This is a genomic window from Bradyrhizobium sp. USDA 4341 (assembly GCF_054063755.1).
The window spans coordinates 7,833,769-7,855,631 of sequence record NZ_JBSSGO010000002.1; the positions used below are offsets into that span (position 1 = coordinate 7,833,769).

Sequence of the window (21,863 nt, forward strand, 5' to 3'; positions counted from 1 at the left end):
GGTGCCGGAGTCAAACCGATGGAAGGGGCCGGCGCGACGATCTCATCGGTTCGCGGGCCGCCCACGTGCGCCCGCTCCAGCTCGCAGATCATCTTGTTCCCTTTGGCGGATCAGTGTCGGCAAGCGCTACGGACCGTCACGTCAGCGCCGTTGTCATAGCTCGGTAATGGCTGATTTGCTTGTTCAGCTCCTTGCGCAGATCTGCGGACAACGAAGTGGCTGATGCTTTTCGGCTATCTTCGTTCGGCCGGTGATGTTCAGGGCCCTCGTAGCTCAGCCAGTAGCGGTCGGCTCGATCAGCCGATACGCAGTGCAACTACGGTGGAGTCCGACGTTCTTTCATCCTGGCTCCGGAGCCATACAAACGCGCGTATCTTCTCTGTGATTTCGGCAATTCGCTCTATCCATGCGGCCCTCGATAGCAGCCGAGGACATCCGCATCATCGCGAGATCGGCCATCGTCGTTTTAGGGAAACACCGATGGGATGAGGCGAGCAACGCCGGTGCTTAGATCGGCGTTGCGCTGCACTCGCTGCGCATCAAGCGAATTCTCTCGGCGACCGACCCCGCACCAGAGGGAAACTGCAACAGGAATTAGCAGCTTCCTGCAGCAAAAGCCGATTTACAGTTTGAGGCAGTGATCATTGAGCACCTTGTCTCTTAGAGCGCCCTTGATCTCACGGGCGATTTCCCTACGAACTGCGGCACCCAACTCTCGCTTGGCATCCTCGACAAGGTCAGCTTCGACCCCGATCAAACCTTTGTCGGTGAGCTGTTGCTGCAGCCGGCTGGCGAACTCCGTCCCCATTGCAGCAATGAGCTCGTCGTGCGCCATGGCATGGTGTTTGGGGGCGATGTGACGCACAACGTCGTCCCAAGGTTGCCAGTCCACCGCCAAATAGTCGGCGAATTCGGCCGCCTCCCTGTCCCGCACGGATGTCTCTGCGCTATCAACGTCAACGTCGGTGACGCCGGAGACTTCAAAGAAGCGCATGTTCGGCGCAACGTGTTGTAATCGCAGTCGCTCGCGGAGCTTATTTTGATAAGCAAGAAAGATCTCAATGGCGTCGATGTCTTCGACGTTATTGCCCGAGCCTAGCGAGCGAACCTTCTCGCGCGCAATTCTTTCCAGCGCGTCCAGGCGGAACATGACCCGCCCGAGATCAATGAGATCGGGAAGCCGGGCCTTGTTGTTATAGGCGCCGTTCTCGACGTCTGCGATGAGCCGTGCGGTCTGCATGCCGTTCCAAGTCAAAGTTCTGCGATCCTCGCAGCTCTGGTTGGCGTCCAGGGCCAGCTGGAAGTAGCGCTTGCACAATTGCGGGTCTTTCGCCGCCTGCCTCAGATCATTGGCGACCGACTGGCGGAATTCTTCATTACCAGAGTTCACGGAGTCGAACAGTTTGCCAAGAAAGAGCGTGTATTCCCGGGCGCCCGGCTCTTCAGCCAGGCTCTGCCAAGTTGCCAGCACCTCTCGATCAGCCTCCTGTGGATTGCCGCGGAGCCAGTCTGCTACCTTTTCGATGAGAGCATCGGCCCGCTCATCGTCCGTCCCGGACGACTCACTCTCGTCATCGCGCGAAAGGTAGACGGTCGGACCGACGTAGCCGTTGGCGCTAAGGACTGTATCCAGATTCGCGAGCACCTGCTCGGGCAAGGGATTTTCAGTCAGAATTATCCCGCCATCAGCGCCAATCTGCGTCAGCAGGTCCTCGGGCAAACTCGTCAACTGGTTTTGGCTGACATCGAGAAACTCCAGTGAAGCAGGGAGGACCTCCGGCAAACGCGTGAGTTGGTTTCCGCTGACGTCGAGATACTCGAGCGTGGAAGGACCTCCGGCAGATTCGTCAACTGATTGTGGCTGGCGTAGAGAAACCGGAGCGAAGCAGGGAGGACCTCGGGCAAATCTAACAATTGATTGTGGCTGAGGTCGAAAAACTCCAGCGCAGCCGGTAGGACCTCAGGCAAGCTCGTCAGCCGGTTGGAGCTCGCGTCGAGGCCTCTGAGCTCGGTTGGAAGCGCCGGCAGGCTGGTCAGTTGATTGGCACTGACGTTTAGACGTCGGAGCGAAGCAGGGAGGTTATCGGGCAGACTCGTAAGCCGGTTGAAGGGAATATCGAGCACGACGATATCATCCGGAAGCCTGGGCAAACCAGTCAGGAAAAGCGATTCGAGATCCAGTGTGGGGGCCTCACCCCGAGCATTCACTCGCCTGACCGCTTCTTCGCGATCCTCAAGCGGCCCACCTCAGGTTCAGCAGCCCAATTCTCAAGCGCCTGATCGTCGTTAGCCTCCGCATGATCTGAATCTGCAGCTGCATAGCCCGCCGCTATTCCCTGCCACTGCGCCGCGGCCTCGTTTTGCCGGCCCTCTTGTTCGGAAGATGCGGAAGCCATGCCGCCGTGGCGTTGAATCTGTCCTGCCTCAAAAGGATCCATCCTACTCCCCCTAAGGACTGAGCAGACTCAGTCCACGACTACGCATTTTAGAGCCTAAGGCATTTAGCTTTCGATAAGCTGACAGAGCCTGTCGACGGTGACAACGATGGCAACGCAGCTGCCGGCACCATCGTCGCTACAACGATTGGAACGGTGGCGGATAAGCAAAACGGTAGCGGCTTCGCTATAGAGCGCAACGACGACCAGCAGAGCCTTTTCGGTCGAGTAGCGAGAAATGAAGGGCGGCAGGCGATCCGAAGGGCCGAGTTCACGCCGACATTCTCAGATGCCTGGGCAGTGCTGCCGAACTGGTCATTGCGAAGCTTGAGCGGTTCACCCGTAAGCTGGATTGCTTTGCTTACCCCGTGGCAAACGAGCGCCCCTGAGGGTTGCAGCGATACTCGTCAGCTAATCGACAGGTAAGCCTGCTAACGGCAGAACGTTGCCCGTATACGGTCCTGCCGGACTTATCTGGTCAACGAAATGGCCGCAAAACTCGCAGCAGTATCGATCGATTTGCCGCGCTAGGGCTTGTGTGAACCCGTGCTTACTTTAGTCGGACGGGGACTCAGCGCACGTAAAGCGGTTATCGAGTGACATTCGCGCTGTGCAACCGCCTGCTTCGCAAGCTTGAGAAGCAGGCGGTATTCTTGATTCTGGAATGGAGAAATTGATGGACGCGGGGCAGGCACAGTGGAATGCAGGTTCTTCCTCGGGGCTTTCCGAAGGGGCGGACCAGGAAGGCTACCTCGGCGGCTTCAACCGCGCCGTGGCGAATTTGGTCGAAACCGTGACGGGCTATCGGACCGCGGCTTCCGCGCGCGCGCAGATGCTGGACAATTGGGTTGTCGAAGAGGGGCAGGGCGAAGCCGAGAATCGGCGGCAGGGGCGCACACGAATCAGGAATACGGAGAACACAGGCTCGCGCTCGCTCGACTTATCGTGGCTCTCGCTGACCACTCTGCCCAGCGCCCTGCCGCCAAGGTTGCTAGAACTGCGCGCCAGGCACAACGAGCTAAGCAGCCTGCCCGCTATGTTCACGCCCGGTCTCCAGCGTCTTCTCATCAGCCATAATCGCTTGACCAGTTTGCCGGATGGTCTTCCGGCGACCCTCTCTGAGCTGGAAGTCGCTGACAATAGATTGACCAGCCTGCCGGTAAATCTTCCGGTCGGACTCGAGATCCTGAACGCGAACGACAACCAGCTAACCAGCCTGCCGGACGCTCTCCCGAGCGGGCTCACCTCGCTCGCGCTCGGTGGCAATCAGTTGACCGATCTGCCCGAGTCCCTCCCGTCGCGGCTCATTGAACTCAATGTGAGCAGCAATCAATTGGCCAACCTGCCTGACCCACTTCCGAGCACACTCCAATCGCTCAATGTCAGCGGTAACCGGCTGACCAGCCTGCCTGAAGGTCTTCTAGAGGCTCTTATACCGATGAATAGCCTCTACTACCCGCATATGGCGAGCTTCGAGTTCGGGGATAACCCGCTGCCGGACGCCGTTTTCGCTCATCTGGCGGCGGCTGAAGCGCTACCGCAGCTTGCGCAGCAATCCCTGCATGAGGCTGCGGCACACTGGCTCGCAGACGATCCGGTCGCGCTGGCCGAATGGCAGCACTTCGCGGATGAGCCCGGCGCCCAGGACTACGCACGGTTCCTGGAGAGGCTACGAGGCACTGTGAACTACGGCAATGACGCGTTTCGGCAGCAAGTGGCTGATGATCTGCGGCAGGCGGCCGCCAATGCGGGATTGCGCGAGCAGTACTTTGCACAGGCTTCCGAGGCTAACACCAGCTGCGAGGATCGTGTTACGTTGCACTGGAACGGTATGCAGACGGCGCGCATCACCGCTGACGTTAAGACCGGGCTATATGACAACCGGCTTGGCGAACTGATCCAGTGCGGCCGTCTCGCGTTTCGCGTGGAGGCGCTGGACGAGATCGCGCGCGACAGGGTCAACGCGCTTGCTCGCGGCAACCCGAACGCAGACGACGTCGAAGTCTACCTGGCCTATCAGCATCGGCTGCGCGAGCCGCTGGAGCTCAGTCACGTCGCTCCTGACATGCGCTTCTTGGCGGTCGCTGACGTAAGCGAGGATGATGCGACGGAGGCGCTGGACCTGGTCCGGAAGCGCGAAGCAAGCGAGTTCACCGACTTCATGGCAAGCCGCTGGCAACCCTGGGACACGGTGCTCGAGCGCATCGCTCCGGACGAACATGCCGCGATGCAAGACCGGGTGCTCGAAGCCATGGGCGAGGAGTTTCAAAGCCGCCTCGGTCAGCGACTGGCCGAGCATGGTCTGCTGGGCGACGCGGATGCCGAGCGGGTGCTCGGAGCGCAAGTCCGAAACGAGCTCGCAGGCGAGATCAAACGCGAGGTCATGGACCGTGTGCTCGCACAGCGTGGCCTCGAACTATGAGTCTCCCAACCCGCCGCAGAGCTGTTTATCATTGCTCTGCGGCAGTACGTAAGGATCGATCGTGAAGCCTCGCCCATCGCTGCGGACGTGCTTTTGCACCTTGGAAAGTGCGCTGCCGTCGATCTGGGCCCTTCGGTCTTGCCGAGCGGCAAAAATTCCGCGCGAGGCGAGAGTGTATCTAGATCCGGCCGAAATCCGCTATGGGACGAGAGCTCCATCGGTCGAAAAGCTGTTGAGGAGACCAAGGCGCGCAGCGGCGAAATCATCAGTTCCGAAGGCGCTGCCGCAGCCAACAAGCTCGGTTTGACGAGGCAGCTAACTGTTCGGCTGGTCTATTTGACTTCGGGTGCTTCCCGCGAGCTCCATCTTGGCAAGCAAGTTGTGGAGTTCAAGCATGCACCGCGTCGGCAGCTTACGATGGCCAAGCCGTCGTGCAGGTGAGGTCGTCCGCGCGCGCTCCAGTGGGGCGGTCTCGATACTGCACGGGAAGCCTTACGGTTCCTCAGGCAAAAACTGAGCCCGATTGAAGTGAGCGAAGTCTACCGAATCTTCATTGCCGACTTGGCTTGCAAGGCCTAATCCGCGAACTGTGGGCTGGATAAACCTTAAACCTATCTGATCCCGAGAGGAGCTCGGCGTTACTGTTGCGAGGGCGGCCTGCATATCCTCTGGAGAAAAATATTTGGATCGTTTGAACCTGAACGCACTCGTTGCCACTGGCGATAGCATCTCGTCTTCAAGGGCGGAACGTCCCCTTCGAAGGGCATTCGGCGAAGTCCGCCGTTTTCCGGACGACATGGATCTCACATACAGCATTCGAACAATGGCTCCGGACTGGTGAAACAGGCTAGGATGATTCGGTCCCTCAGAATCGCACTCGAGCAAAGTGGAACTTCAACGCGCGAGAATGCCTCCCGGTCTGCGTCGAGGAAAAGACGTTGTGCGTCATCAATGAGCGCCTGCAACAGGACAAGCTCAGCGCCAAAGTTGATGCCAAGGACGACAAGATACTCGTCACGTATTATCTGTCGGAGACTGGTAGAGGCTGCGTGAGCCCGGCCGTGATGTTTGAATTCGGCGCACGATCGACAGGCGATCATTGTTATATCCGTCGACCAATTCTCGGCCGGCGAAGAGGTTCGGCAAAACTGGAGCGACCCCGTCCTGTCGTCAGGCGGGTGACGATACGAAGGCGGTGTTGCGCGCAGCAATATCCTGATCTCGTCAGCTTTTGGAAAGGTTGCGGCTACAACAATCAGATAATCTGACCCTTGCTGAACGAACTGCTAGCTGGCCGTAATCCAGGAAGTGCGGATTGTTGCAGGGTCCATGCAAACATGAGGAGAGCAGGATGGATCCGGTTGACCCATTCTTCGATTCAGGAGCCTGGATGCGCGAGTACGCCGCCCTTCAGGGGCGGACTGGGCAGCGAGCGGGTAGCCCAAGCGAGCAGGGTGACTTTGAAGGGCGGCTGCAGGACTTGACCCTCGTTCCGTCTGATCAAAGGAATTCAACTTCGCCTGATCGGCCTCCCGCAGCAGGTGGTCGAGCAGTGCGGAGGGACGATTTCGGCGGTTCGATGCGGGCGCCGCCGCGCTCCACTTCTAGGGAGAGTGCGCTAGGCGGCACGCGCCGGAGCGTAGACGTTCCCAGCTTTCAGCTTCCCGCTTCGTCGCAAGTGCCGCAGTCTAGTTTGCGAGATGATCTGTTCAACAGCACACGTTACAGCTTTCCGGACGCAGAGTCTGCCGCGTCGGCCAAGAGCGGAAAAAGCCGCGGATTATGGTCACGCTTCAAGTCGGGACTTGGCAAGGCCCTTGGCGGGAGCAGCAGCGGAAAGTCGTCGCGAGACGCGGGGCAATCTGACGTCATTTCGACGAATCTACGAATTGATCACGCCAGGCAGCCGGGCCGGACGCGTGGGGTCTCTCGGGCCGATGAGGAGCTCATTGAGGATTTCCGAAACAGGGCGGCGGGTAATCTCAGCGACGGCACGATCAAGAACGCGGCAGCCGATTTGCGCCATTTGAGCGCGCGCCTGAGCGACGCCGGCAGGCCCTCGATTGCCGATCGAATTCGCCGCGAACTGGAGAATGCGCAGCTGGAAAATCCCGATGTGGAAAACCACCAGCTGGAAGCGGAGCTCGACGAGGACGTCGACGCCTACGCAAAGGACCGCGGCAGGCGCATCAAGGCGGCCCTGAAGAAGCTTCGTGAAGTCGGTGCCGGAAACACCTTGGCGGCCGATGTCCGCCGACTGGCCCCTCGTGCTGAGGACGCAAGCTTCATCCGCATGTGGGCGGCGGCGGAAAAGGCAACCGGCAGGATCGATCCCAAGACGATCGATAGGCAAACTCGCCGCATGTTCAGACTGAGTGAGTGGCTGCAGACGCACGACAGACAGCCGATCGCTGACCGACTGTCTACCCCTGGGCTCGCTCAAGACGTCGAGGAATACAAGCAAGAAACCAAGGACAGCAAGATCAACGCTGATCTGCTCAGGCTTGGACTCTACCAGCAAATCCTCGAGGCGAACAGGGCATTGGGATTGCCGCCTCCTGAGGACCCAGGTCAATCTTCTGCGGAAGCTGCTCGGCAGGCCCATTCGCCACAGGAGCTTCCCGCAACGCCAGCCACGCCGAGCGCTGGGGCCTGGGGGTGGCTTGGTGAGCAGATCCACGGGCCCGCCTCACCAATGCCAGCGCCGCACTGGGCCGCGCAGGCTCATCCGCCATTCGAGCTTCCTGCCACTCCGGCCACCCCGAGCCAGGGAGCTTGGGCATGGCTTGGGCAACAGATGCAAGAACCTGCATCGCCTTCGTCCGTGAGGCCTCGATCGTCAAACATCTACGGCGGTCTCGAGTCCTTCGTTGATCTGGATCCACCCACACCGCACGACTTGCGCGACGATGCGCGCTCTGCGCCAGCACCTGAATTAGCGGCCGCTTCGTCGTTCGCGGGCCCACCGGGGGCCCCTTCGGAGCTGCGGGATATAGGAGCGATCGTTGGGGTGGATTGGCGCCACGGTTCCCAGGCGGCGTCAGACGTGTTGATCGATGTGTTGGGCAACATCAATCTGCTGCCAAACCAGTTCGGGCCAAGTCAATTTGCGATTAATGGGGAGCGCTATTCGGCGACATTTGGACCGGGCGGTCGCAGGGATATTCGCCTGATCCATCACCCGCGGGTTGGCGGGATGAACGAAGCCGGGCCATCCCGGCCGCTGCATCGCCCACCGCCAATCGTAAGCGCAAGACGCCCCGGGGAAGGCGCAGTCGATCTTGGCTATCTGATCCGGGGCGGCTGGGAGCATAGGGAGCGGTTCCTGCCGCCTTACCTCGTGCGCGTTTTGGAAGGCGAGCGCATCATGCCCGGTCCCGGGCGGCCGACCTATTTCGAGATCCGCGGGGTGCCTTACAGGGGCGAGCTGGTGGAAAGCGAAGGACGCCAGCGCGTTCGCGTCTATCCCGAATCTCGGTGAAGAAACAGTTGGCTGCAATTCCAGATGCCCGTCGGGCAGCTCGCGCGAGGCGTTCCATCACGCGGCGCTTGACCGGCCATGCACCCAATTGATGCAGATCGCAGAGGTGAGGCGTGAGTACACGCCTGATGTCGACGGCGATGTTGGCTCTGTCAGTTTGCCAAGCGGCAACCTCGCCGCTCGTCGGTACATCGGGCCCGAGCCTGGCTCGGAAGCTTTCGAAGCGACAGTCTCTCAAGCGAGCGCGGCGTGAACCCGATCGAGTCAAGCGATCCATTCAACACGGAAGTTTGGATATAAGGGTACGCTGCTCTGCTAGATCAGCATCGGTGAGAAAATAATCCGGCAACATGCCTGCGGGTCAACAGCCCCGCAGAAGGGGGGCGTCGGCGACCGCGGCGCCGACCAGGGGGAAGGCTTTCTCCTCCAGGCCTTCCAGATCGCGGCCCTGTAACTTCCAACTAGCGGACCATTGACTCCCAATCAGCCGGCACAGATAGTTCCAATCTTCCGGATTCGGAGATGGCATGTTCGATCGGTTTGTGGAGCGACGGGCGGAAGAAGCCCTTTCTGATACGCCGGTGGTACTGATCGTAGGCCCGCGCCGTGCCGGAAAGACCACGCTTGTTCGAAAAATGGGAGAAGCCGGGCGGACCTATATCACGCTCGACGATCAAACGATCCTCGAGGCCGCCCAGTCCGATCCGGCCGGCTTCATTCGCGGCCTTCGACCGGGCTATCATCGACGAAATCCAGCGCGCCCCTGTCCTGCTGCTGGCCATCAAGAAGACGGTCGACGAGGACTATCGGCCGGGTCGCTTCCTGCTCACCGGCTCGGCGAATGTCTGGAATTTGCCGCGGGTTGCCGACAGCCTGGCCGGCCGGATGGAGACCATCCAGATGCTGCCGCTCGCAAGGGCTGAGGTCGAAGGCCGGACCCCGACTTTCTTGGAGCATCTCTTCGCAGGAAAGCTCCGGCAGCAGAACGGCGCTTGCCATAGTCAGAAGAAAACCAGCGTAGACACCAGCAGATTGAGGGCGTGCTCGGTGTGAAGCGTATGTGTGACGCTTGTCGGGTTGTGGATGTATGACAGCCCGGCGCTTGCATAGATGCCCGGGGCGAGATGGGCAGTATATGTGCCCGTGATCGCCAGGGTATCGCGATGCGCAAGCTGGCCTTTAGCCAGGGCAGCATCCACGGCGAATTTGCTCCAGGTCGTGTTGCTGGCGACAAGAGCAATCAGATCCTTGGGACGACTATCAAACGGCCCTTTCGTATAAAGACGAAGCTCGTAATACTGGCTGATCCTGTTGAGGTCAGGCGGAGCTGCCATGACAGAGAATCCGCCATAGAGTCCGCGAGACGGCGACCCAGTGGCATCAGTTTGCCAAAATTGCCGGTCCGCAGCGATGTACTGGAAATTGTTGCCGCTCACTCGCTGTTGATCCGGGTCCGCCAAATTCTTGTAGCGGCTGGTATTGAAACCAGTGCCGGCCCGGAGCCATGTGTCGGGCGATCCAGGAGCGGCCTTGCTCCTGTAGCCGATTTCATCGATGAGAAGCGTGCTCGAGTTGGCCGTGCTCCAGTTCAAGCCGGCGGGATTCTCCCTTATCTCGGCGTAGGGACCATCCGGACTGATTGAGCGCTGGAGTGAAATCTTGTTGTAGAAGCGATCGTCAAAATTGTACTTCAGGTTGACCGCCGGCGTGGGTGCAGCATTGGTGCTCACCCCTGCCTGGATCAAGGCGAACATGTTCGATCCGGTAATCCCTCCGAACAATGTGCCGGTAAACTCATTCTGGTTTCTCAGGTAACCAAGTTTGAGTTCGAGTTTCCTGTCGAGGAAAGTCTGGTAGTAGGCGAGCGTGTTGAGCCCCACTCTGTCAGGCCCCGGGCGATCCCACGTCCAGTATTGCTGCTCGGCTCCGACGACAATCTGGCCATCGGGAATGCCAAATCGGCTGAGATCGTAAGTGACGATCAAGAAGTTCGCCGAAGCGAAGGTCGGGTTCTGGCCCATGTAAAGCTGGTTTGCGATTGAGCTTCTCGCTGCATTTGGCAGCTGATTATCTACAAACGTGTTGTGTGTCCAACCGATATAGCCAATGCCGACATCTGCCAGCGCGGACCGAACGCCGCCTTTCTCCTGATCAATCGTATCTGCAGGGCCAGGTATGGCGAGCCACAACCCTTTTTCACGCAGATTGTCGTACCTGGCGAAGGGATCGATGGGCTTTTGCGTTCGCGTCTGAGCAAATCTATCAACGCTGCTGCGCTTTTCGCCAGACGTATCGGCACGTGCCGCAGACCACGGGCGCCGAGGCCGGATTGCTCGACGCATCATCCCGGTCTGCAACTTTATCGCCGGACCGGAAGCTTGTCTGCTTTCGCTGGCTTGACCTACAGTGTCGTTTCCGGGATCGAGCTCGTGCCCGGTTTGTGCCCGCGCGGAGTTGCCGAACAGCCAAGCCGCCAGCGAAACTGCGATAGCCCGTCTACATCGTTTGCCGATTGGCCGAAACGTGAAAGCAGATGCCAAGGCGGCGGAAGATGTTCGAAGCGACGTCACCGCAAAAAACCAATCACGCATAGCGTACTTCAGGTCCGTGTCAGCCAGTCATGATTGGAAAGAACTGTCGCCTGATTGGCCGAGAGTGGCATCCCAACATTTTCGCTCCCGAGGAGGGAGTAGATGATCTGCTCTGCAATTCACTTGCGCATCAGGCCGGAGGGCCGAAAGAGAGCAGCGCGCGCTGGTGCGGCGAGAGGTTTATGACGAATGCCTTTACCCTCGCTCTCACTTTATGAACACAGCCTCCCTGCTCGCCGTGGAACAGAGTGGGCTGACGTTGGCGGGTACCTTGCTGGAAGACCCCTTTACTGACGAAGTGGCAGGCACCAGGAAGCAAGTCCCGTGGGGCACGAGCCACGGGTTCATGGAGTTTTGTGATTCCGTTGGGCCAGGCAATCGACTGGATCTGCGACCAGCCGCCTCTGGAATGTCTGCGCTCGTAGATCGCACGACGACGCCCATCCTGTTGGTCCCAGGTGAATGGACAAAACAGCCTTCGAGCGGCTTTGGTGGAGGCGGGCGAGCAGCTGGCTCCGTAAGAGCTGTTGGGACGGCCGAGTCTGTCTTGCATAGCGGGTCCTTCCCGTGCGCGGCTTTCGGTGGTCCCGCTTTGCATGCGCCCGTGATCTCAATCAACCTGCTGAGATTGGTAGTTGATCGTGCGCAATGGTTGCCCTCCCTATGAGGAATTGACGTTCAGCCGTCGCTTAAGCGGCGCGTCTTGAGTGAAGCGGCAGGTCCTTCAAGGCGCGCAGGAAGCAAAATGGGCAGGCGGCCGAGGAGGACCGCGAAACATGACATTATCGGCAGTCGGAACCTCTGGAGCGCGCGAACACCGCAAGCGCTCGGATCGGCGAAGCAAACCGGTCGAAAGAAGAATGCTAGACGAGGAGCGATGGTGATGATTGACGATGCGATCGCTTCGGATTTGCGACCGCTCTTGCGAGGGCCGTCACGACGTATTTTCTGTGTCTTGGTGCTTCTCCTTGTCCTCGTGGGCTCCAGTGCTGGCGCCTGGCTTTGGGCTGACCTCTGGGAATTTGTCGGGACGCCGGAAACTCACCAAGTCGCTTCAATCATGAGGTCGTCACTGGATGACAGAGCTTCCCTATCCGAGATCAAGTGGGCACAGCTGAAGGCTAGCGATGAGATCGCAGAACTGAACCGCAGGATCGATGCCGCGCGGGAGGACCTCAAGGGGATCTTAGATCAGATCAGCATGCTGACTTCGCGGATCGAGGCGCTGCGGAATTCAATGCCTGTCGCTTCTACGCCCTCCGTTTCGGCCCCGCCGTCCGCCCAGGCTGCTTCGAGCCGGGCCAAGAAACGGCTCGGGCAGTCCACACCACAAGGACCTGTTTCCGTTGGAGGGGCGCCAGTGATCGCAGCACCAAAGGCAAGCGCGCCTTGACGTCGAAAGGCCGCGTTTTCGTTCCGCGCCAGCTATAGCGCAGTCAATCGGACCGACTCGCCCGCTTTGATCAAGCCGAAATCAAGCCATGCGAGCACATAGGGGTTCTGAGCGCATTCGATCGGCCGCGTGGCAACGTAAATCTTCGATCATCCGCCCGTTGCTTGACGCAAAAATTCCGTATGTCGTCGGCAGTGAACGTGCGGGCGGACGCGCTGCCCCATGGCGAGAAGCGACTGGTCGAGATCGCGAGGGCGCTCGCCTTGCGTCCGAAGGTCCTGCTGCTCGACGAGGCTTCGCCCGCCACTGAGCTCCGACAAACTCGAGGAGATCTGCGCTAATGTTTTTTCGCGCATCTGGAAGGACGTTGCGCCGGGCAAACACTACACGGCGTCGAATCTACGGGAAGGGCAGCGAACTGGACGCGGCCGTTCAGTGCAAAGGCAAGCGCGATTGGCCACCAACCAACGGACCATTTCCGAATTGACGCGGAAAGTCGGGACGCCAATTTAATCCCCCTTAGTACCCACCTTTGCAATCACGGCAGAGAATGCCGTCCATATAACGGATCACGTCAACGCCAATTCGCCAAGCATGCCGAACAAGGGCCCTTCCGTGTAACCGTCTTCGGATGGAAAGAGCTGGCCTTCCGTCTCAATGGCTACCCTGAACCGCTCGACAAGCACTTCGACATTTATACGCTTCGTCAGATGAAGCGTAGTTGCCCGGCGAGATCGTTACGCAGGACCTCGCGGAGTTGCGTAGCACCAATCTTGTCAGCGCTTCCAGCCCAACGTAGGTCGCGACTAGTACTTCTGCACGGTGATTATGACTCTTTGGAAGCGTTTGGGTAGGCGCACCCCATTTTGGCGCGGGCCTTTTCTGTTGTGAACATCCATTTGATGCGGGAGCGGGCAGCATTTCTCTGCCGTTCCCAGGTGGAGATTTCGCGGCGCAGCCGCTTGGGGTCGTCGATCCTGCGGGCGAGACACTGTCCCCGCAAGACGCCGATCTCGATCTCAACCATGTTGAGCCAGCTTGCATGCTTTGGGGTGTAGTGGAACTCGATCCGTCGCAGGATGCGCCGCGCTTCGGCGGGCGAGAACGTCTGATACAGAGCGCCGGCGGAGTGGGTCGATAAATTGTCTTGGACGACCTGGATGATCTCGGCATCGGGATAATGGATGTCGACGAGGTCGCGCATGCATTGGGCATAGTCTTTCGCGGTTCGTCGCTCGGTGACTTTGACCTTGCGCCAGGGACGATGCACGTCGAGGATGACGAAGAGATTGACCGTTCCATTGCGACGATACTCGTAATCGTAACGTTCGAGCTGCCCCGGTTTGGCCGGGATCGGCTGACGGACCTCGCCGATGAGCTGCACCGGGCTTTCGTCGAAGCACACCACCGGTGCTCGGGGTCGGGCGCCTCGGCGTAGAGGTCGAGCACGTCTTCCATGCGAGCGACGTATTCGCCATCGACCTGCGGAATGCACCACATGTCGCGGCGCCAGGGTTTGAGGTCATTCTCCGCCAGACGTCGCCGGACCGTCTCGCGCGACAGGTTTTTGTGCTCGGTGAGCTTGACGAGCGCACCCGCCAACAGATCGAGCATCCAGCGGGCACGGCCCTTTGGAGGAGCCGCACAGGCGGTCGCCACCAGCAAGGCTTCTTCCTTGCCCGTGAGCTTGCGTTCCGCCCCGGGTCGCGGCTCCTCGCTCAGCGCCCGTTCCAGATTGCCTTCCACGAAGCGGCGCTTGGTCCGGTACACGGTCGAGCCGCTCACGCCGACACTCCTGGCGATCTCCTCGTTGCCGGCCCCGGCATCGGAAGCCAGCAAAATCTGGGCGCGCTTGAGTTTGCGGGACGCATGCTTGCCGCCGCTGAGTAGCGCCTTGAGCTCGCTGCGCTCGACTTGGCTGAGTTCGACCCGATAGCGTACATTCATGCCTGCCTCCCTGAGAGGCACGCACGAACAACTGAATCGGATGGCCGGCGTGAGTCCTTCGGCAAAAACCTTCACGCCCAAGCAGGGGCAATACCTCGCCTTCATCCACCTCTATACGAAGCTTCACCGAAGGCCTCCGGCGGAAGCCGACATGCAGGAATATTTCCGCGTCAGCCCGCCTTCGGTTCACCAAATGCTGCGATCGCTCGAGAGAACCGGCCTCATCAAAAGGTTGCCAAGGACAGCTCGCAGTATCGAACTCCTCGTTGATCCCAAAATCCTGCCGGAGCTAATCTGACGCATGACCCAACCGGTCAAAATCACTGTGCACAGCCACTAGGCGCCGATGGAATTTTCCAGATCGAAGTTCGAGATGAAAATGGCGAGCGCAGGAAGGGCTTCCATTCCAGGCCAAGAAAGAATGGCGAGGAAGAGATTCCAAACTGTTCGAACAGGTTCATCAGATGGTCGAGACAGCTGAGGATAGGATCGTCATCGATTATCAGGCTGGAGGCTATCGCGCATGCACCGCCATGGATGCCATTCATGGTCACGCGAACAGACAGACGATCAGCCGGGCCGGACAGATGAAAACGCTTGGGGAAATGCTCGCTGATGATTTTCTTGATTGCAACATAGGCAAGCCTGGCCTCGTCTTTGATCCCGTATCAGAAAAGTGGTTGGGACTCATTCCTGCCGGACCGCGACCAGAGCACGTCATAACAACGACGGTGTCGGAAGTTCGCGACGTGGATCGTCGCTAGCGAGTGAAACACCTTACTTTGTTTGCAAAATGAGGGCCTTGCCAGGGGCCACTCGCGCGGAGTCCGCCGTCGTGCAAAGTACTGGCGTCCGCGGGGTAGTCGGAACCTCAACCTTTCCTGCAATAGCACCCGATCCTCCTGGCCGGAAATGAATCTCAAAACAACCGATTTGTGCGCGCACAGCACGGAGCCCAGCCGGAGGACCGGCAGCTTTGAGCACTCGGCCAGATAGTACACCTTGCGCCGAAGTTCGCGCGAGCCGAACAGGAATTCTGCGATCGCCTCCGCGCCCTCCAGCACATCGTCGGCGAGATCGGATGACGCGTTCTGTGGCGGGACCGTGTTCGGCTCCATTTGTCCTCCGAAAGGCTGTTGACCCGGACCTGCGCGAACACGCAGGACGTCCATGTTGAGAGGTGCCGCCCGAAACCCAACGGGTACAGCCGTCCGAAGCGACACTGCCAAAATTGGGTAGGTCTTGATATCTTCTGCGCACACTCCGCGTGATGGAACGGGGCCTCTTGTCTTTTTTGTAGGTCCGAAGTCAATTTCAAACTTACTGCACGCAAAACCTTCCGAACTGTTCCACATGCGGCATTACTTCCGCATACGGCTGTACGCGCATGACGACCGGGTAGACGATATTGCGTCCACGTCCTGCCGACGCGCGCAGCGGCAATTCCCAACGATTGCCAATCCTTCCGTGCCGATTCCCGACTCTTCCTCTCCAGCGTGGATGCCGCTTTCCCTGAACTCGAATCTCCTTCAACGCACACCAAGGAGATTTTCATGAAGTTCATCACCATCGGCAAAAGACTGGTCGCGGTCGAACACGTCGCCTTCGTCGAACCGTTCGATCCTTCGGCCAGCCCCGAGTTCAAGCCTGAAAAAGAATACAAGGGGCGCGTCGTGCTGCTCGAACCGCGACATTGTTCTGACCGAGCAAACGGCGGGCGAGTTTGCCGCCGCACAAGGGCTGCATTTGTTTGTCGAGGATGGCGTCGCCGTCAACCGGGCGATCCTGTTCAAGATCGAAGTGTTTGAACCAACGGAAAGTTTCAATCCCTCGAAAGCCTACCTGACACGCCTCAAATGGGCCGATCTCGCTGGCGCTGAACAGAGCAAGCTGCTGGTGACGGCGCCCGAAACGGTCATCGCCGAAATCCTCAACGCCAAGGTGGACGCAGCCGTCGAAGCCAGGCGGCCGGCGCGACGGCCCGGACGAGGACGAAACGGATCCCGCCGGATGGAGGCATTTCGCGGCTAGCACCGATTCCACACTGAGCGTTCCATCGCAAAACCCATGTCGGACGATCGGGAGGGGTTTTTTGTTGTCGAGATCGATCTCAATAGTGCAGCCTGCGCAAGACCATCACCCGGCGGATGTTATCGAGGCTGGCCACCGCGATCAAGCGCAGCAGAAACTCCCTTGATACGGCGGGGGTAGCCCTTTCGTGCAGTTCGACGTAAGCGAACTTGGAGGTTGGGTCGATCGCCACGAACATGTGGAGCTCACCCTGTTCGGTCCGCACCTCGGCGATATCGATGTGGAAGAAGCCGATGGGGTAGCTCTTGAACCTCTTCTTTGCCGGTCTGTCGCCTTCAACGTCCGGGATTTCTGCTTCATCTTCGCTGCGATGAACCAGAAATGCTCTCCCCAAACCATCACTTTGTCTAACGAGCCCTAACGACGAACAATGATGTAATCCGATACACCAATGGCGTATTGCCTCGTGACGTCCGGCTTGCAGGGCGCTTCAGCGATAGTGTGCAGCGCGCCGGGCCAAAGTCGATTGACCATGCGTTAGAACTTCACGTTGAACATCGCATTCAGTCCGTTCTGAGTGATGCCTGAGCCGAACTGGCCCTGATAGGTGATGCCAAGGGTGCTGCCGCGGGAAAGCTGGAGGTGCAGACCGGCTTCGACGAGTGCCACGTCCTTGCCAATGGATACGCCCGAAGCTGCAAAAGCACTGGAGCCGACGGCAAAGCTGGCTGTCGACAGCGGAATGAGGTCACCCAAGGCATGACGCCAGCCAATATCGGCTCGCGCAGTCGTGACTATCTGACCGAGTTGCCACCGCGAGGTTGCGTGAACGCCGAGAGTGGAGAGCGTCGTTTCCATCCTGTCAGCGTGAACGTTCAGAGCCGCTCCTTTCAGTCCCCTCTCGCTAAAACCATCTGTCGCGACACGAACATGGGCGAGATTGGCGTATGGCTCGATCGCCGACCAGTTGCCCATCTCGACCTTGTAGCCCAGCTCTCCAAAAATCTGGAAAGTGCCTGCATCGTAATCTGAGATCAAGTTGTCATTGAATCCCGGGAAACTAACGTTTCGGCTCATCTGAAGATCGTGCCATGTATAGGCGAGACCTGAGCGAAGGGCGATGGCCCCCTCTGGCACGGCCCACTCGGTCCCGGCATAGGTCCCGACAGTGTAATTGTCGCTGCGGCCTGACGAGGCAGGTGCGTCAACATTGAAAGTGGAACGACTATAGCCTGCAAGAACACCGACACGCCAGTCGTCAAATACCGATGAGTCGATACCGGTCATGAAGCCGCTAATGGTGGATCTGGTGGCTGCAGCATTGTTATTACCCGATTGGGTCGTCCATCCGCCAAAAGCGGAACCCCACGCAGCATAACGCTGCAAGTCGTCGGATCGCAGGTCAGAGGAAGCCGCGGCGACCGCACCGGTGCCAGAGGCAGAGTTGCCGCCAGGCCTCTGCTCAGGACCGTAACTCATAACCGCCATCGATGAAAATGGGACGCCGCCAAACGCCTGTTCGAGACGGTTGTAGACTGCCGAACGCGCATAGAAGCTGTCATTGACGCGTCTGCCTTGCTCCGATGCGTAGACTGACGGCGAAAGCTGACGAAGCCCAGATGTCACCGCCGTGCCGTCCGGTGCGGAGAAGTCGAGTGCCGCGACGAGCGGGTGCAGTCCCAACACAGCGCTGCCAGCTACTCGATCCAGCGCCGCGCCCACCTGACGGCTGTTGGCGTCGGCCCCATAACGCGAATAGGCATCTGTTGGCCGGGAGAGTGTCAAGGCGTAGGCGTTGTCGCCCTGAGCTGTCGCGCTTGCCATCAAGGTTGGCGATTGCAGCGATGTCGTTACGTTCGTGAACGAGCCTATGAGCGTCGTTGCGTTCAGCCACTGGTTGGAGGAGACGCTAAAGCCGCTGCTATACCAGCCGCGCTGCGGCGCGATTGTGAGCGTGCCGTCGAGTGTCGCATTGCCGTTCACCACAAGGCGGCTAAGAGCACCGCTATCATTCACCGCGACCTGCAAGCGACCGGCCGAGGTCTGCAGATAGTCGCCATTCACCTTTATGCTGTTGTCAACACCATCGATAAGGGGTGCGACAGCACCGCTGTTGGTGAAGCGGCCATGACTATTGAGAACATAACTGCCGTTGCCGGACAAGGTTGCAGCTCGCGCAACAGCTACGTCGTAGACTTGGTGATTGCCGGTAAACAATGCGACGCCACCGGACAATCGCAGCGAAAGGTTGCTGCGTCCGACGATGTTCCCTTCATAGCGGGTTGCAAAGCTTGCGTCGGGCTGTCCCGTTGAGTGACCATTCGCGTCGGGCGCCATACCGAACGTTAATGTTGTCAGGCGCGGAGAACCGTTTTCGTCAAGCTGGGCGTAATCGGACAGGATGTTCCCTGACAGCATTGCGCCACGCATCACGTTGACCTCACCCACGTAACCATTATTCGACATGTACATCGCCGCGTGACGCCCAGCCAGGCGTCCGGTCAGATCAAACTTGCTGACGAGCGGACCGTTGATCTCGTTCAGCATCGGGGCCGGGTTGTCGCCAATCGTGCGAATATATGATCCGCGGTATTCACTGCTGTTGCCCATCACATTATTGCCAAAGTCGAAGCTTGCCGCAATGCCATGCTCCCCGAGAGCCTGCACATCACCGCGCTGAGCAAACGTGTGGCCCTTGCCGTAAGCGAACATGACGCCGCGCCCATTGACGCCGTCCGCATAGACCCGGGTCCCACGCGAGACTTCCAGCTGATTGGTTTCGCCATCGACGCGAATGCCGGCGCCCCCCGCTCCTTGCGAAAGCAGGTCGGCACGCTGGACCACAGTGTTGTCGCGGCCATAGACGTGCAGTCCCAGTCCGAGCGTGGCCGTGTTGAACGTATTTGGCAGATAGGTGGAACCATCAGCATTGCGAGCAAAGAACGGGTTGTCGTTTATCAGAGTCTGACCATTGCCGTAGATGGAGTAACCGAAGAAATTGCGCCGATCGATGCTGTAGCCGAGGTCCTGCAACGCGGCGATCTCCCCCTCCATCAGGGAGGTGTAGTTACGGTAGCGCTGATGGCTCATCAGGCTGTTCTTGAGCTCGCTATGCGAGACGAAGGGGGCGTCGAGCTGACCATCCTGGCTCATCACGCGCACTGGAATACCTGGCATGGCACCAGCCAGCACCTCACCCACATGCTTCCCGGCGAAATAGCCCTGATCGCGGCGCAGGTCGAAAACGTCGTCAGCTCGCGGGTTCTTGCAGCCGGAACAATAGATCGCCTGTCCAGGTTTCGCTTGTTTGCCATTGTCATCGTACAAATGCTTCGTCCAGGCATTTATGGCTTCGAGGAAATAGGGTGAGGTCGCATCAGGGCCGCTAATGGTAGTAGGGACGCCAATGGTACTGCCGACTCCCAACAGATGCGCGAACTCATGAATCACAACGGGTGCGAGACCGACCTTTGGCGTCATCGGCAACTGCGAAGGGATGTATTTTTCGGAAGAAAAGCTCATCTCGCCGATCGCTACCATGCCATGCGCGCCGTAGGTGAGCTCGCCCGGATCCCGCCCCATGAATGCCGCCGGCACCTGATCGTCGCCAGCGGGTGACGTGGGCGTTGTGGCCAATGCGTTGTTTTCGCTAATCCCGCCGATGTTGATGATGGCCGGCGATTGACCCGGCACGACCTTGATGATCTCTGCCCAGTACCGAATTGCCGCAAAAGAATGATCTGTTTCCCATTGCTGTAGGTTCCGCTCTGGAGACTTAGGCTGGTCTTTTTCGGAATAAAAAGGGCCGTCGCCGGGACCGAATACCCGCGCCCGGATGAAGGGCACACCGTTCGGATCCTTAATGTCGTGGGTTTCAACGGCCCTACTGGGCGAACCGAGCAAGGTTTGAACCGCAAGCACCATTGTCGCAATCGCCTTCGTTTTCATACTACTCATCCTACGCCTGATGCTATTGCAGGCGTGCTTTGTCATTCAAATTCGAGCGTGTGTGCACGCAGAGGGGACGATCATGGGGAGACGGATGGGCGCGCGCTTTCGCGGCTCATAACCTGACGGCCGCACCTCAAATTGAAAGGGGCTGCTTTTCTGGAGCGACTTTGACAAAACCAAATGTCACTCACAGAGGTCCGTCATCGCCGATGCCGTTGATCTTAAGCTCGTTAAGCTCAAGCTGTGGCGCATCAAGCCTGTCATTGGCCAGCCGCTGAGCGGCGGCTCGCCATGAAGCGGATATCACCGCCTGATGCGTGCGGCGCCGGCGCGATGTTGGTCGTTTTCATGGTGTCATTTACGTCGCGAGCTCCATTACGCTTGATCGCGCGCAGATCCTGTATTCTCCCGACAACGCAGGCGGCGGCGCGACTAACAAGCAGCGGAGCTGCATGAAATTAGGCGCTACCCGCCAATGTTGTCGCAAACTTGCCATTGCACCGGCGCACAACGACGGCTCGCGGCCGACAACCGCATCGGGTCCCTCTTTGCTGGCTACTGCCAATCATTTCAAGGCTTGAATGGGACAAGACATCAGGCTTTTTGTCGCACACACCTTATCATGAGCTTCGCGCGACATGCTTGAGACCACATGTGGCTCAGATCCTAAAATGTCCACGAAGAAAGTCGAACCCCTAACCGTTCGAGCGGGGGTAAGCACCGCATCCGCGGCGAGGTCATCGATTATCTTCGGTCCCGACGCACCCGGTGGAGGGTGTACGCGACCCCACTCGCAACTCGGATGGAAAAGACCATAGGAGTTTCGCCTTCACCTGCAATCCGCGACGGGATCTGGCGCCGCGCTATTTCGATGGCTTCGCACCAGCTCCCGTCGCTACCACCACCGGGTAAATCCACCAGCCAGAGCGAACTCAGGACTGGAAAAACTTCGGAGCAAGATCAACTGGTTCGTCTTTAATCGGAGCGTACGCCTCCGAGGACGCTTACCATTACCCACATCTTTTGAGGTGCGCTGAGCCGAAAAACTTGAGTCGCCAGAATCGCTTGTGATTCTTTGATGGGCACCTGATTCGAGAAGAGGTGCTCTATGGGACTGACTTCACGCGCCCGGGATGAGAAGGCGCATCGGTTGGCGTCTGACGTTGTGACTTGGTTTGACCGTGAAGCTGCACTGTGCGAATTCCAGGACGCTCGACTTGGCGAGAGATTTCGTATGCTGCTGAAGCAGATTGGTGGCGACATCGGACAGAGCATCCCGATGGTTTGCCAAGACTGGGCGAATACCAAGGCGGCCTATCGTTTCTTCTCCAATGAACGAGTAGGCGAGGCCGATATCCTGTCTGGTCATTTTAAAGCGACGCGGGAGCGTATCGCGGCTGCGAAGGAGGCTGTTCTTGTCCTGCATGATACGACCGAATTCACCTATCAAAGGGAGCGCCCGGATCTGATCGGGATGATTAAGCGCATCCCCAAAAGCAACTCTCGAAGATTGGACGGGAAACCCCAAACGTACACGACATGCGGAATATTGATGCATTCGAGCCTTGCGGTGACCCTCGAGGGGCTTCCACTGGGCTCAGCGCTGTGAAGT

General features: G+C 58.9%; 14 protein-coding genes and 3 pseudogenes. 11 read left to right on the plus strand and 6 right to left on the minus strand.

What is annotated here, in order from left to right:
- Window positions 1-622: 622 nt before the first annotated feature.
- Together ACVIGB_RS42905 and ACVIGB_RS42910 are read right to left on the minus strand one after the other, a co-directional pair.
- Entirely contained in the window at window positions 623-1,783 is a 1,161-nt protein-coding gene (locus ACVIGB_RS42905) for an NEL-type E3 ubiquitin ligase domain-containing protein (RefSeq protein ID WP_456724789.1), read from the minus strand.
- Window positions 1,784-2,204: 421 nt separating this feature from the next.
- Entirely contained in the window at window positions 2,205-2,438 is a 234-nt protein-coding gene (locus ACVIGB_RS42910; RefSeq protein ID WP_456724788.1) for a hypothetical protein, read from the minus strand.
- Window positions 2,439-3,111: 673 nt separating this feature from the next.
- Between ACVIGB_RS42910 and nopM the strand changes: the two genes are divergently transcribed.
- From nopM to ACVIGB_RS42930, 4 genes and pseudogenes are all read left to right on the plus strand, one after another.
- The gene (nopM, locus tag ACVIGB_RS42915; RefSeq protein ID WP_456724787.1) at window positions 3,112-4,857 is read left to right on the plus strand and encodes a T3SS effector NEL-type E3 ubiquitin ligase NopM; all 1,746 of its coding nucleotides are present in this window, start codon (window positions 3,112-3,114) and stop codon (window positions 4,855-4,857) included.
- Window positions 4,858-4,944: 87 nt separating this feature from the next.
- Window positions 4,945-5,298 carry a DUF6088 family protein gene (locus ACVIGB_RS42920; RefSeq protein WP_456724786.1) on the plus strand — a complete coding sequence of 118 codons (354 nt, stop codon included), beginning with the start codon at window positions 4,945-4,947 and terminating at the stop codon, window positions 5,296-5,298.
- A 1,252-nt stretch (window positions 5,299-6,550) separates the two neighbouring features.
- The gene (locus ACVIGB_RS42925) at window positions 6,551-8,338 is read left to right on the plus strand and encodes a hypothetical protein (RefSeq protein WP_456724785.1); all 1,788 of its coding nucleotides are present in this window, start codon (window positions 6,551-6,553) and stop codon (window positions 8,336-8,338) included.
- Between the two features lie 527 nt (window positions 8,339-8,865).
- A pseudogene (locus ACVIGB_RS42930) lies at window positions 8,866-9,331 on the plus strand (ATP-binding protein); the annotation flags it as partial.
- Between the two features lie 8 nt (window positions 9,332-9,339).
- Here the strand turns inward: ACVIGB_RS42930 and ACVIGB_RS42935 are convergent.
- Window positions 9,340-10,929 (minus strand): carbohydrate porin, encoded by a 1,590-nt coding sequence (locus ACVIGB_RS42935; protein ID WP_456724784.1) that lies wholly within the window; start codon window positions 10,927-10,929, stop codon window positions 9,340-9,342.
- 1,557 nt (window positions 10,930-12,486) lie between these two features.
- Here ACVIGB_RS42935 and ACVIGB_RS42940 point away from each other — a divergent pair.
- Window positions 12,487-12,663 (plus strand): ATP-binding cassette domain-containing protein, encoded by a 177-nt coding sequence (locus ACVIGB_RS42940; RefSeq protein ID WP_456724783.1) that lies wholly within the window; start codon window positions 12,487-12,489, stop codon window positions 12,661-12,663.
- Between the two features lie 485 nt (window positions 12,664-13,148).
- On the opposite strand, the gene ACVIGB_RS42945 is transcribed toward ACVIGB_RS42940, so the two are convergent.
- A protein-coding gene (locus ACVIGB_RS42945) for an IS630 family transposase (RefSeq protein WP_456724775.1) occupies window positions 13,149-14,269 on the minus strand; the annotation gives its coding sequence in 2 pieces (ribosomal slippage) (window positions 13,149-13,735 and window positions 13,735-14,269; 1,122 coding nt in all).
- Between ACVIGB_RS42945 and ACVIGB_RS42950 the strand changes: the two genes are divergently transcribed.
- The 4 genes from ACVIGB_RS42950 (at window position 14,268) to ACVIGB_RS42965 (ending at window position 16,300) form a co-directional block, all read left to right on the plus strand.
- A complete protein-coding gene (locus ACVIGB_RS42950) occupies window positions 14,268-14,567 on the plus strand; it encodes a LexA family protein (RefSeq protein ID WP_456724774.1) in 300 nt (99 codons plus the stop codon). The two genes, ACVIGB_RS42945 and ACVIGB_RS42950, sit on opposite strands and share 2 nt — an antisense overlap.
- 166 nt (window positions 14,568-14,733) lie before the next feature.
- Entirely contained in the window at window positions 14,734-15,033 is a 300-nt protein-coding gene (locus tag ACVIGB_RS42955; RefSeq protein ID WP_456724782.1) for a hypothetical protein, read from the plus strand.
- 789 nt (window positions 15,034-15,822) lie between these two features.
- The gene (locus ACVIGB_RS42960) at window positions 15,823-16,077 is read left to right on the plus strand and encodes a hypothetical protein (protein ID WP_456724781.1); all 255 of its coding nucleotides are present in this window, start codon (window positions 15,823-15,825) and stop codon (window positions 16,075-16,077) included.
- The gene (locus ACVIGB_RS42965; RefSeq protein WP_456724780.1) at window positions 16,070-16,300 is read left to right on the plus strand and encodes a hypothetical protein; all 231 of its coding nucleotides are present in this window, start codon (window positions 16,070-16,072) and stop codon (window positions 16,298-16,300) included. The genes ACVIGB_RS42960 and ACVIGB_RS42965 overlap by 8 nt, the downstream gene beginning before the upstream one ends.
- 136 nt (window positions 16,301-16,436) lie before the next feature.
- Here ACVIGB_RS42965 and ACVIGB_RS42970 read toward each other — a convergent pair.
- Both ACVIGB_RS42970 and ACVIGB_RS42975 read right to left on the minus strand, forming a co-directional pair.
- Window positions 16,437-16,655 (minus strand): annotated as a pseudogene (locus ACVIGB_RS42970) (IS481 family transposase); the annotation flags it as partial.
- A gap of 182 nt (window positions 16,656-16,837) precedes the next feature.
- Window positions 16,838-20,248, minus strand: coding sequence for an autotransporter outer membrane beta-barrel domain-containing protein (locus ACVIGB_RS42975; RefSeq protein ID WP_456724779.1), 3,411 nt, complete (start codon window positions 20,246-20,248; stop codon window positions 16,838-16,840).
- 785 nt (window positions 20,249-21,033) lie between these two features.
- Here ACVIGB_RS42975 and ACVIGB_RS42980 point away from each other — a divergent pair.
- Window positions 21,034-21,163, plus strand: a pseudogene (locus tag ACVIGB_RS42980) (IS3 family transposase); the annotation flags it as partial.
- A gap of 196 nt (window positions 21,164-21,359) precedes the next feature.
- Window positions 21,360-21,860 (plus strand): IS4/Tn5 family transposase DNA-binding protein, encoded by a 501-nt coding sequence (locus ACVIGB_RS42985; RefSeq protein ID WP_456724778.1) that lies wholly within the window; start codon window positions 21,360-21,362, stop codon window positions 21,858-21,860.
- The last annotated feature ends 3 nt before the right edge of the window (window positions 21,861-21,863 follow it).

What these genes read in the sequence shown, in the direction of transcription:
- ACVIGB_RS42910 (WP_456724788.1), bottom strand. Translation starts at nt 2,438, where the DNA reads ATGGATCCTTTTGAGGCAGGACAGATTCAACGCCACGGCGGCATGGCT.
- nopM (WP_456724787.1), top strand. Translation starts at nt 3,112, where the DNA reads ATGGACGCGGGGCAGGCACAGTGGAATGCAGGTTCTTCCTCGGGGCTT.
- ACVIGB_RS42935 (WP_456724784.1), bottom strand. Translation starts at nt 10,929, where the DNA reads ATGCGTGATTGGTTTTTTGCGGTGACGTCGCTTCGAACATCTTCCGCC.
- ACVIGB_RS42950 (WP_456724774.1), top strand. Translation starts at nt 14,268, where the DNA reads ATGCCTGCCTCCCTGAGAGGCACGCACGAACAACTGAATCGGATGGCC.
- ACVIGB_RS42955 (WP_456724782.1), top strand. Translation starts at nt 14,734, where the DNA reads ATGGTCGAGACAGCTGAGGATAGGATCGTCATCGATTATCAGGCTGGA.
- ACVIGB_RS42960 (WP_456724781.1), top strand. Translation starts at nt 15,823, where the DNA reads ATGAAGTTCATCACCATCGGCAAAAGACTGGTCGCGGTCGAACACGTC.
- ACVIGB_RS42975 (WP_456724779.1), bottom strand. Translation starts at nt 20,248, where the DNA reads ATGAAAACGAAGGCGATTGCGACAATGGTGCTTGCGGTTCAAACCTTG.
- ACVIGB_RS42985 (WP_456724778.1), top strand. Translation starts at nt 21,360, where the DNA reads ATGGGACTGACTTCACGCGCCCGGGATGAGAAGGCGCATCGGTTGGCG.